Genomic DNA, 11,363 nt, shown 5'->3' with positions numbered 1-11,363 from the left:
TTCTATCCCGCCTGCGAGCTGAAGAAGTTGGCTGCGGTGACCGCCAGCAGAGCGAGCAGGAACGAGCCGGCAAGCAGTTCGGGCACCCGGAACAGCCGGAGCTTGGCGAGAAAGACCTCGCCGGCGGCCAGCAGCCCGGCCAGCACCACCACCTTGACGACGATCGCGACGATGCCGATAGCGATTCCCCCGGCGCCCGGAGTGGAGCCGGCAATCCCCCAGGGCAGGAAGAGGTTGGCCAGCAATGCCAGCAGGACCGTCAGCCGCATCGCGGCCGCCCACTCCACGAGCGCCAGGCGGGGCCCGGCGTACTCGAGGATCATCGCTTCGTGCACCATGGTCAGCTCGAGATGCGTCGCCGGGTTGTCCACCGGCAGGCGTCCGGTCTCGGCGATGATGACGATCACCAACGCGGCGAACGCGAGCACGCCGGCCAGCGAGGCCACATGGCCCGGGTGGTGGAGCGTGTTGGCCACCAACGCACCGAGATTCGCGGACCCGGCCGGGATCGACAGCGCGAAGACGGCCAACAGTATCGTCGGCTCGACCAGAGCGGCGATCGTCACCTCGCGGCTGGCCCCCATCCCGCCGAACGACGTGCCGGTGTCGATACCGGCCAGCACCAGAGCAACGGTGCCCAGGAACAGCAACCCCACGACCGCGAACAGGTCGGCGACCGGGTCCAGCGGTGAGCCGGTGGCCACGATCGGCAGGACGGCGGCCACCAGCAGCGCGCTGCCCGCGACCACGGCGGGGGCGGCGAGAAAGATCACCGTGGTGCCGTCCGGACGAATCGATTGCTTACCCAACTGCTTTCGCAGATCACGCCACGGCTGAAGGACACCGCCACCGGTCCGGCCTTCTGACCATGCCCGGATCTGGCGCATCAGCCCGATGACCACCGGCGCCCCCAACACCACCAGCGCAATCTGAACGGCGCCTGCGAGATACGACATCGCGTTCACAGCGCCACCAGCAGGACGACGAGCACACCGAGCGCGCCGTAGGCCAGGTACAGATGCACGCTGCCGTTGTGCGCCAGGCGAACCCAGCGTGCCATGGCGGCTATCGCGGCGATCACCGGCGTGTAGAGCCGGTGTTCGATGGCGTCGGCGATGCGGGCGCGGTAGGTGATCGACTGCACCATGTAGCGGGATTCCTCGAGGTGGGTGATCTCCACGTCTGAGTCGGGTTGCAGCACATTGTCGAAGACCCGCTGCAGCGGCTCGGCGAACGACGTCGCGGTGTACTGCATACGGGCGGTCGACTCCTCGGATCCGCACGCCCACAGCGGCAGGGCGACGGGTTTCGGACGCCGCCACGATCGCAGGGCCGAGAGCACGACGGCCGCCATCACCGCGGCCAGCAACGCGGCTGCGAGCAGCCCCGGCGCGATCGACCCCGACATGCCGGGCAACCGGATGACGGCGCCGAAGTCGTCGAGCACCGCCGCGTTCGACACCGGCAGTTCGGCGACCAGTCTGCGCAGTGCGGGCGCCAGCGCGGCCGGCGACAGGGCCACCACCACGCAGGCCGCCGCCGCGATGCACATCCCGCCGATCATCGTCGGCGACGCCTCGCGGGCCAGTTCGGCCGGAGTCGACCGGGGCCGGGCCAGGAATCCGATGCCGAACGCCTTGGCCATCGCCGCCACCCCGAGCCCGGTGGTCAGCGCCACCGCCCCGACCGCCAGCGGTGTCGTCAGCGCCACCACTACGCTCGCGCCGGCGTCCGCGTGGATCAGCGACTGCACCAACAGCCATTCACTGACGAAGCCCGCGCCCAGCGGCAGGCCGGATGCGCCCAGGGCCGCCAGGCCGAACAGGATCGTGGTGGCCGGCATCCGGCGCGCCAGACCGCCCATCAGGTCGAGATCACGCAAACCGGTGGCAGCCAGAACCGCACCCGCGCCGAGGAACCCGAGACTCTTGAACGCCGCGTGCGCCGCAGTGTGCAGCACGGCGGCTGCCATCGCCACCGTCGCCGGCCCGGTGCTGCCGGAATCGGCGAACAACGCCGCCGCACCGATGGCGACCGCGATCAGTCCCATGTTCTCGGTCGTCGAGTACGCCAGCAGACGTTTGATGTCGGCGGCGACGGTGGCCTGCAGAACACCGTAGAGCGCCGACACGACCCCGACCGCCAGCAGGGTGAGCGCCCACCACCGCGGTCCGGGTCCCAGAACCTGCACGTCGATCCGGAGTATTCCGTAGATGCCGAGGTTGACCATGGCAGCGCTCATCAGAGCCGAGACCGGGCTGGGGGCCTCGGGATGTGCCCGGGGAAGCCAGGCATGCAGCGGCAGCAGGCCCGCCTTGGAACCGAAACCCGCCAGCGTGAGCAGGAACACCACGGTCCGCACCGGCCCCGAGACGCCGGCCATGTCCACGAACCGGTCGGTGCCGGCCGCCGTGGACAGGGCCATCAGGCCGACCAGGATGGCGACGAAGCCCAACTGCGTCATCACCCCGTAAACCAAAGCAGCGGAACGGACGTCGCTGCGCTTATGATCGGTGGCCACCAGCAGCAGCGAGGCCAGTGCCATCAGTTCCCAGCCGAGCAGGAAGGTGGGTACCGACCCCGCGGCCGGGACCAGCAGCATCGCCGCCACGAAGAGCGGCAGGACAGCGAGCGGAAGTCCGGTCAGGTGCTCCCGACGGGCATACCCGATCGCGTAGATCCCGACGGGAACGGCCACCGCGCCGGTGACGGCCATGAAGAATCCGCCGAGCGGACCCATCTCCAGGTCGACCCCGGACAGTGGCAGCAACCAATCGAGGTGAACCCGCCGGATCGTCCCGAAAATGCCGAGCAGACCCAACCACAGGCCGATGGCACCCACGAGCATCGTGGCCACCCCGGACAACACCGGCCCGAGCAGGACCGGGGATCGGGAGTGCCCGGCCCCGACGGGAACCGCTGCCAGCGTCGCGGTCATTTGCCTGTCACGGTCCTCAGCCCGGTGACGATGTCATCGGGACTCGGCGGACAACCGGGAATCTCGACGTCGACGTCGACCACCTCGCCGACTGCTCCCGCGACGGCGTAGGCGTCGGCGAAGACACCCCGGTTGATCGCGCAGTCACCACAGGCGATCACCACGCGCGGGAGTGGTGTTGCCGCAACGGTATTGCGCAGCGGTTCGAGCATGTTGCGCGTCACCACCCCTGTCACCAGCAGCGCGTCGGCGTGCCGTGGTGAGGCGACCAGCCGGGCACCGTACCGCTCGGCGTCGTACACCGGCCCGAAGGCGCCGGAGATCTCCACCTCGCAGCCGTTGCACGAACCGGCGTCCACATGGCGCACCTGCAGCGAGCCACCCACCCCCGCAGGCGGCTCCAGCGGTGCGGCCGGCGCACCGGCGGCGGGCTCGACGACGCGGCCGGTCCGCAGGATCTTGCCGAGCCAGCCCTTCATCGGTTGGTCTCCGAGATGTCGGCGCGCAGATCTTCCAAGACCGCGATGCGGTCGGTGAGCACGCTGCCGAGGACTTTGCGGGCGATGGCCAGCAACTCGGCGATGTCGGCGGAGGCGATCGAGTAGATGACCGCGCTGCCATCCTTGCGCGCGGCGACCACACCCGCGCGGCGCAGCACGCCGAGCTGCTGGGACAGGTTGGAGGCCTCCAGACCCAACTCGGACAGTAGTTCGCTGACCGACCGGTCGCGGACCGCGAGCAACTCCAGGACCCGGATGCGGGTCGGATGGCCGAGCGTCTTGAAGAACTCGGCCTTCAGCTTGTACAGCGGTTCGGATTCCACGGCTGTCCTTGAATACTTCTGTTTTCCATTAATCCATCAATTGATGGATTCATCATATGCGATGGTCGCGGGGTTTCGCGTTCGAACCCCGTGTACGGACAGGACTACGCTCGGCCTAGTGCGATTCGCGTTCAAGACCTCACCGCAGAACACCACCTGGGCCGACATGCTCGCGGTCTGGCGGGCCGCCGACGACATCGACGTGTTCGAGTCCGGCTGGACGTTCGACCACTTCTATCCGATCTTCTCCGACCCGGCCGGCCCGTGCCTGGAGGGCTGGACCACGCTGACCGCCCTCGCGCAGGCCACCACCCGGCTTCGGCTGGGCACCCTGGTCACCGGGATCCACTACCGCCACCCCGCTGTGCTGGCCAACATGGCTGCGGCGCTCGACATCATCTCCGGCGGGCGGCTGGAAGTCGGGATCGGCGCGGGCTGGAACGAGGAGGAATCCGGCGCCTACGGCATCGAGTTGGGCAGCGTCAGGGAGCGGTTCGACCGGTTCGAGGAGGCCTGCCAGGTCCTGATCGGTCTGCTCAGCAACGACACCATGGACTTCGACGGCACGTACTACCAGTTGAAGGCCGCGCGCAACGAGCCGAAGGGTCCCCAGCGTCCCCATCCGCCGATCTGCATCGGGGGCAGCGGGGAGAAGCGCACGCTGCGAATCACGGCCAAGTACGCCGACCACTGGAACTTCGTCGGGGGCCCGCCCGAGGAGTTTGCCCGCAAACGCGACGTGCTCGCCTCGCACTGCGCCGACATCGGCCGGGACCCGAAAGAGATCAAGCTCTCGGCACACATTCGGCTCGACTTCGACCGCGGCAACCGGGCGGTCATCGAGGACGCCATCGCACTGGGCGCCGAGGGCTTGGACCTCGCGATCATCTACCTGCCGACGCCGCACGACCCGGTGGTACTCGAACCGCTGGCGGAGGCGATCCGGGAATCAGGGCTGTGGCGCCCGGCCAGCTGAGCCAGATCACAGCCCGATAACCATCCGGCAAAATAACGGTCACGCCAAACGCCGCCGAAATGCGTTGCTAGAAACCGAAGCGCAGGAGTTCATCGGCAGTGACCAGGCGTTCGTGCTTGGCGGGAAACTCCCGACTCCTCACCGGGTGCCGGAACAGGGACCAGGCCATACGCGCGACCCGCGACCGAGAGATCTGGTTGAGGTGCACGAGGAACACTCCTGTGGTCGGCTATCCAATGACCGGAGCGCTACTTTACCGCAGCGACCGCTTCAGCAATTAGACCTAGATCACACCGCGAACCGCGAGAGGCGCGCCGGTAGATTATTGGATGATTCTGGTGTGACTCAAGTGGCGGGAGTGGCGGCGCGGCGCGTCGAGATGGAAGCCACACAGCCTCCTACTCGCACTTCCTCTGCGTGAGTTCTGTCTCGGTGCAGGCGGCTAGCGCTGCGGCGCTGCGGTCGGCTTGATGGGTGCCGGCAGCGCCGAGTGGCCCATCAGATAGCGGTCCACCGCGGCGGCGGCGGCACGGCCTTCGGCGATCGCCCAGACGATGAGCGACTGGCCGCGGCCCATGTCACCGGCCACGTAGACGCCCTCCACCGAGGTGTCGAAGTCCTTGCCGCGGGCGACGTTGCCGCGCGCGTCGAGCTCCACACCCAGGTCGGTCAGCAGGCCCGGCCGCTCCGGGCCGACGAAGCCCATCGCCAGCAGCACCAGGTCGGCTTCCAGTTCGAAGTCGGTGCCCTCGACCTTCTCGAACTTACCGTCCTTCATCACCACTTCGTGGGCGCGCAGTCCGGTGACCTTTCCCTCGTGGCCGAGGAACTTCTCGGTGTTCACCGAGAACACCCTCTCGCCGCCCTCCTCGTGCGCCGAGGACACCCGGAACATCACCGGGTAGGTCGGCCACGGCGTCGAATCGGCCCGGGTCTCCGGGGGTCGCGGCATGATCTCGAACTGGTGCACGCTGACCGCGCCCTGACGGTGTGCGGTGCCCAGGCAGTCGGCGCCGGTGTCACCGCCGCCGATGATGATGACCTCCTTGCCCATGGCGGTGATCGGCGGCTGGCCGTTCACGTCGAGCACAGGATCGCCCTGCTGAACCTTGTTGGCCCACGGCAGGTACTCCATGGCCTGGTAGATGCCCTCGAACTGGCGGCCGGGGATTGGCAGGTCGCGCCAGGCGGTGGCACCGCCGGCGAGCACCACGGCGTCGTACTCGTCGCGCAACTGCTCGGCGGTGATGTCGACACCGACGTTGACGCCCGGCCGGAAGGTGGTGCCCTCGGCCTCCATCTGCGCCAGGCGGCGGTCGATGTGACGCTTCTCCATCTTGAACTCGGGGATGCCGTAGCGCAGCAGCCCGCCGATGCGGTCGGCGCGTTCGAAGACGGTGACGTCGTGGCCGGCGCGGGTCAGCTGCTGAGCGGCGGCGAGCCCGGCCGGACCGGAGCCGACGACGGCGACCTTCTTGCCGGTGATGACGTGCGGCGGCATCGGGACGACCCAGCCCTCGTCGAAGGCGTTGTCGATGATCTCGACCTCGACCTGCTTGATGGTGACCGGGTCCTGGTTGATGCCCAGCACGCAGGAGGCCTCACACGGCGCGGGGCACAGCCGCCCGGTGAACTCCGGGAAGTTGTTGGTGGCGTGCAGCCGCTCGATCGCGTCGCGCCACCGGTCCCGGTACACCAGGTCGTTCCACTCCGGGATCAGGTTGCCCAGCGGGCAGCCGTTGTGGCAGAACGGAATTCCGCAATCCATGCAGCGGGAAGCCTGGTGCTCCAGGGTGTCGTGGGAGAAGTCCTCGTAGACCTCTTTCCAGTCCTTCAGGCGCAGGGCCACCGGCCGGCGGGTCGGTAGCTCCCGGTGGGTGTACTTCAGAAAGCCGGTCCGGTCAGCCATGAGCGGCCGCCATGATCGCCTTGTCGACGTCCTCGCCAGCGGCTTCCGCCTCGGCAATCGCGTGCAGTACGGCCTTGTAGTCGCGCGGCATCACCTTCACGAAATTACCTACCTGTCCCTGCCAGTCGGCCAAGATCCGCTGGCCCACAGCCGAATCGGTGGCGTCGGTGTGCGCGACGATCATGTCGCGCAGCCACTCGATGTCGGCGTCGTCGAATTCGTCGAGGTCCACCATCTCGGTGTTGAGGTTGTCCGGCAGCTTGCCGTCGGGGTCGTAGACGTAGGCGATACCGCCGGACATGCCGGCCGCGAAGTTGCGTCCCGTCTCGCCGAGGATGACCACCCGTCCGCCGGTCATGTACTCGCAGCCGTGGTCGCCCACGCCCTCCACTACCGCGTGGGCACCGGAGTTACGCACTGCGAAGCGCTCACCCACCGTGCCGCGGATGAACGCGGTGCCGCTGGTGGCACCGAACAGGATGACGTTGCCGCCGATGATGTTGTCCTCGGCCACATAGCCTTCCGGCGCGGAGTCCGACGGACGCAACACGATGCGCCCACCGGAGAGGCCCTTGCCCACGTAGTCATTGGCGTCGCCGTAGACCCGCAGCGTGATGCCCTTGGGCACGAACGCACCGAAGCTGTTGCCGGCCGAGCCTTCGAATGTGATATCAATGGTGCCATCCGGAAGACCGTTGGCCCCATAGGCTTTCGTGAGCTCGTGGCCGAGCATGGTGCCGACGGTGCGGTTGGTGTTGGCGATGGTTGTGGAGAACCGGACCGGGGTGCCCGAGTCCAGAGCCTCGCGGCTCATCACGATCAGCTGCTGGTCGAGCGCCTTTTCCAAGCCGTGGTCCTGACGCGAACTGCAGTACAGGTCCTGGTTCATGAACGCCGACTCCGGCTCGTGCAGAACCGGGGCAAGGTCGAGCTTGTCGGCCTTCCAGTGCGCGGCAGCCTGCGCGGTGTCCAGCGCGTTGACCTGACCCACCATCTCGTTGACGGTGCGGAAGCCCAACTGGGCCATCAGCTCGCGGACCTCTTCGGCGATGAACATGAAGAAGTTCTCCACGAACTCCGGCTTGCCGTTGAACCGCTCACGCAGCAGCGGGTTCTGGGTGGCCACCCCAACCGGGCAGGTGTCGAGGTGGCAGACCCGCATCATGATGCAGCCCGACACCACCAGTGGTGCGGTGGCGAAGCCGAACTCCTCGGCGCCCAGCAGCGCGGCGATCACCACGTCGCGGCCGGTCTTGAGCTGGCCGTCGACCTGGACCACGATCCGGTCCCGAAGTCCGTTGAGCAGCAAGGTCTGCTGCGTCTCGGCCAGGCCGAGCTCCCACGGCGCACCGGCGTGCTTCATCGACGTCAGCGGGGTGGCCCCGGTGCCGCCGTCGTGTCCGGAGATCAACACCACGTCGGCGTGCGCCTTGGAGACACCGGCCGCGACCGTGCCGACGCCATTCTCCGACACCAACTTCACGTGCACGCGGGCCTGCGGGTTGGCGTTCTTCAGGTCGTGGATCAGCTGCGCCAGGTCCTCGATCGAGTAGATGTCGTGGTGAGGCGGCGGGGAGATCAGACCGACACCCGGCGTCGAGTGCCGGACCTCGGCCACCCACGGGTACACCTTCTGACCCGGAAGCTGACCGCCCTCACCAGGTTTGGCGCCCTGGGCCATCTTGATCTGGATGTCGGTGCAGTTGCTCAGGTAGTGCGACGTCACGCCGAACCGGCCGGAGGCAACCTGCTTGATCGCGCTGCGCCGCCAGTCACCGTTGGGGTCGCGCTCGAAACGGCTGGCCGCCTCGCCGCCCTCGCCCGAGTTCGACCGCGCGCCAAGGCGGTTCATCGCGATCGCCAGCGTCTCGTGTGCCTCGGCCGAGATCGAACCGTAGCTCATCGCGCCGGTGGAGAACCGCTTGACGATCTCGCTCGCCGACTCAACCTCCACGATGGAAATCGGTTTGCGCCCACTGTCATTGGGGTCTTTGAACTTCAGCAGGCCGCGCAGCGAGGCCATCCGCTCGCTCTGGTCGTCGACCAGCTTGGTGTACTCCTTGAAGACCGAGTACTGGCCGGTGCGGGTGGAGTGCTGCAGCTTGAACACCGTGTCCGGGTTGAACAGGTGGTACTCGCCCTCGCGGCGCCACTGATACTCGCCGCCGACCTCGAGCTCGCGGTGTGCGCGCTCGTCGGGCCGGTCCAGGTAGGCCAGCTGGTGGCGGCTGGCCACGTCGGCGGCGATGTCGTCGAGGTCGATGCCGCCCACCGGGCAGCTCAGCCCGGTGAAGTACTCGTCGAGCACCGACTGCGAGATGCCGATGGCCTGGAACAGCTGGGCACCGGTGAAGGAGGCCAGCGTGGAGATGCCCATCTTCGACATCACCTTCAGCACACCCTTGCCGGCGGCCTTGACGTAATTGGACAGCGCCTTCTCGCGGTCGATGCCCTCGATCACACCGCGGTCGATCATGTCGCTGATCGACTCGAATGCCATGTAGGGGTTGACCGCCGCCGCGCCGAAGCCGACCAGCGCCGCCATGTGGTGGACCTCGCGGGCGTCACCGCTTTCCACCACCAGACCGACCTGGGTGCGGGTGCGTTCGCGGACCAGATGGTGGTGGATGGCCGAGACGGCCAACAGCGACGGAATCGGTGCGAGGTTCTCGTTGGAGTCCCGGTCGGAGATGATCAGGATCTGCGCGCCCTCGGCGATGGCCTTCGAGGCCGCGTCGCGGATGTCGTCGAGCGCGCGACGCAGGCCCTCGCCGCCCTTGGCCACCGGGTACAGGCAGCGCACGACGGCCGAGCGCATGCCGTGCTTGTGGCCGCGAACCTCGTCGTCGGGGTCGAGGTTGATCAGCTTGGCCAGCTCGTGGTTGCGCAGGATCGGCTGCGGCAACACGATCTGGTGACACGACTCCGCCGTGGGGTTGAGCAGATCGCCCTCCGGGCCGACGGTGCCCTGCAGGCTGGTCACCACCTCTTCGCGGATGGCGTCCAGCGGTGGGTTGGTCACCTGGGCGAACAGCTGCTGGAAGTAGTCGTAGAGCATCCGCGGACGCGCCGACAGCACGGCGATCGGGGTGTCGGTGCCCATCGAGCCCAGCGGCTCTGCGCCGGCGCGCGCCATCGGCGCGACCAGCAGGTTGAGCTCCTCGTAGGTGTAGCCGAAGGCCTGCTGGCGCAGCACCACGCGGTGGTGCGGCATCCGGATGTAGGGCCCCTGCGGCAGCTCGTCGAGGTGGAACAGTTGCTCGTCGAGCCATTCCTGGTACGGGTTCTGCGCGGCCAGCTCGGCCTTGATCTCCTCGTCGGCGACGATGCGGCCCTGGGCGGTGTCGACCAGGAACATGCGTCCGGGCTGCAACCGCATCCGCTTGACCACCTTGGCCGCGTCGAGGTCGAGCACGCCGGCCTCCGACGCCATGACCACCAGGCCGTCGTCGGTGACCCAGATGCGCGAGGGCCGCAGACCGTTGCGGTCCAGAACCGCGCCGACGACAGTGCCGTCGGAGAAGCACACCGAGGCCGGGCCGTCCCACGGCTCCATCAACGAGGCGTGGTACTCGTAGAAGGCACGCCGCGCCGGGTCCATCGACTCGTTGCGCTCCCAGGCCTCCGGGATCATCATCAGCACCGCGTGCGCCAGGCTGCGCCCGCCCAGGTGCAGTAGTTCGAGCACCTCGTCGAAGCGGGCGGTGTCCGAGGCGCCGGGGGTACAGACCGGGAAGACCTTCTCGACGCCGGTGCCGAAGACGTCGGTCTTGATCAGCGCCTCGCGGGCACGCATCCAGTTCTCGTTGCCGGTGACGGTGTTGATCTCGCCGTTGTGGGCAATCCGGCGGAACGGGTGCGCCAGCGGCCACGACGGGAAGGTGTTGGTGGAGAACCGCGAGTGCACCACGCCCAGCGCGCTTTCCAGCCGATCGTCTTGCAGGTCGAGGTAGAACGCCTTGAGCTGAGGCGTGGTCAGCATGCCCTTGTAGACCAACGTCTGACCGGAAAGGCTTGGGAAATAGACGGTTTCGCGTCCCGGGCCGTCCTGGCCGGGGCCTTTGGAGCCCAGCTCGTGTTCGGCGCGCTTGCGGATCACGTACGCCTTGCGCTCCAGATCCATGCCGGAGGCGCCACCGACGAACACCTGACGGAAGGTGGGCATGGCGTCACGCGAGAGCGCGCCCAGCGAGGAGTCGTCGGTGGGCACGTCGCGCCAGCCCAGGACCTCCAGGCCTTCGGCATCGACAATCTTGCCGACGGCCTCGCACGCCGTGGCGGCATCGCGGGCGGACTGCGGCAGGAAGGCGATGCCGGTGGCATACGAGCCCTCGGCGGGCAGTTCGAAATCGACGACCGCGCGCAGGAACGTGTCCGGGACCTGCAGCAGGATGCCCGCGCCGTCACCGCTGTGCGGTTCGGCGCCCGCGGCTCCGCGGTGCTCGAGGTTCAGCAGGGCGGTGATCGCCTTGTCCACGATGTCGCGGCTGCGCCGCCCGTGGATGTCCACCACCATGGCGACGCCGCACGCGTCGTGCTCAAAAGCGGGGTTGTACAGCCCGACTCTCCTGGGCATCTGCACCTGACCCTTCAAAGCTTTTTCGCGCTGCGGTTCTTTGGACGTCGCCGCGCGCCCCGTCAGGGATCCCTCCGTGCGTCGCTGAACGGTGGTCCTTCTGTGGTGTCAACAAGTCGTAAAACGATATGACAGACACAG

7 protein-coding genes are annotated in these 11,363 nt (G+C 67.8%); 1 reads left to right on the top strand and 6 read right to left on the bottom strand.

From position 1 onward, the window contains the following. Nucleotides 1–2: 2 nt before the first annotated feature. The 4 genes from K9U37_RS04325 to K9U37_RS04310 form a co-directional block, all read right to left on the bottom strand. Complete coding sequence (locus K9U37_RS04325; RefSeq protein WP_243070664.1) at nt 3–956, bottom strand: respiratory chain complex I subunit 1 family protein; 954 nt, start codon at nt 954–956, stop codon at nt 3–5. Between the two features lie 5 nt (nt 957–961). After that, on the bottom strand, nt 962–2,848 hold the full coding sequence (locus K9U37_RS04320) for a proton-conducting transporter transmembrane domain-containing protein (protein ID WP_243073218.1): 1,887 nt from the start codon (nt 2,846–2,848) through the stop codon (nt 962–964). Between the two features lie 86 nt (nt 2,849–2,934). After that, nucleotides 2,935–3,417, bottom strand: a complete 483-nt coding sequence (locus K9U37_RS04315) for an NADH-quinone oxidoreductase subunit B family protein (protein WP_243070663.1) — start codon at nt 3,415–3,417, stop codon at nt 2,935–2,937. After that, complete coding sequence (locus K9U37_RS04310) at nt 3,414–3,761, bottom strand: ArsR/SmtB family transcription factor (RefSeq protein WP_243070662.1); 348 nt, start codon at nt 3,759–3,761, stop codon at nt 3,414–3,416. Before K9U37_RS04310 ends, K9U37_RS04315 begins: the two co-directional genes overlap by 4 nt. Before the next feature lie 118 nt (nt 3,762–3,879). On the opposite strand from K9U37_RS04310, the gene K9U37_RS04305 reads away from it, so the two are divergent. Continuing rightward, nucleotides 3,880–4,737, top strand: a complete 858-nt coding sequence (locus K9U37_RS04305) for an LLM class F420-dependent oxidoreductase (RefSeq protein WP_243070661.1) — start codon at nt 3,880–3,882, stop codon at nt 4,735–4,737. Between the two features lie 442 nt (nt 4,738–5,179). Here K9U37_RS04305 and K9U37_RS04300 read toward each other — a convergent pair whose 3' ends face one another. After that, nucleotides 5,180–6,646, bottom strand: a complete 1,467-nt coding sequence (locus tag K9U37_RS04300; protein WP_243070660.1) for a glutamate synthase subunit beta — start codon at nt 6,644–6,646, stop codon at nt 5,180–5,182. Further along, complete coding sequence (gene gltB / locus K9U37_RS04295; RefSeq protein WP_243070659.1) at nt 6,639–11,222, bottom strand: glutamate synthase large subunit; 4,584 nt, start codon at nt 11,220–11,222, stop codon at nt 6,639–6,641. Before gltB ends, K9U37_RS04300 begins: the two co-directional genes overlap by 8 nt. Nucleotides 11,223–11,363 lie beyond the last annotated feature (141 nt).

The organism is Candidatus Mycolicibacterium alkanivorans (assembly GCF_022760805.1).
Lineage (GTDB): Bacteria > Actinomycetota > Actinomycetes > Mycobacteriales > Mycobacteriaceae > Mycobacterium > Mycobacterium alkanivorans.
The sequence above is the reverse complement of the archived record's forward strand: the minus strand, read 5'-3'. Positions and strand labels throughout refer to the sequence as shown.

What these genes read in the sequence shown, in the direction of transcription:
- gltB (WP_243070659.1), bottom strand. Translation starts at nt 11,222, where the DNA reads ATGCCCAGGAGAGTCGGGCTGTACAACCCCGCTTTTGAGCACGACGCG.
- K9U37_RS04300 (WP_243070660.1), bottom strand. Translation starts at nt 6,646, where the DNA reads ATGGCTGACCGGACCGGCTTTCTGAAGTACACCCACCGGGAGCTACCG.
- K9U37_RS04325 (WP_243070664.1), bottom strand. Translation starts at nt 956, where the DNA reads ATGTCGTATCTCGCAGGCGCCGTTCAGATTGCGCTGGTGGTGTTGGGG.
- K9U37_RS04320 (WP_243073218.1), bottom strand. Translation starts at nt 2,848, where the DNA reads ATGCTCGTGGGTGCCATCGGCCTGTGGTTGGGTCTGCTCGGCATTTTC.
- K9U37_RS04315 (WP_243070663.1), bottom strand. Translation starts at nt 3,417, where the DNA reads ATGAAGGGCTGGCTCGGCAAGATCCTGCGGACCGGCCGCGTCGTCGAG.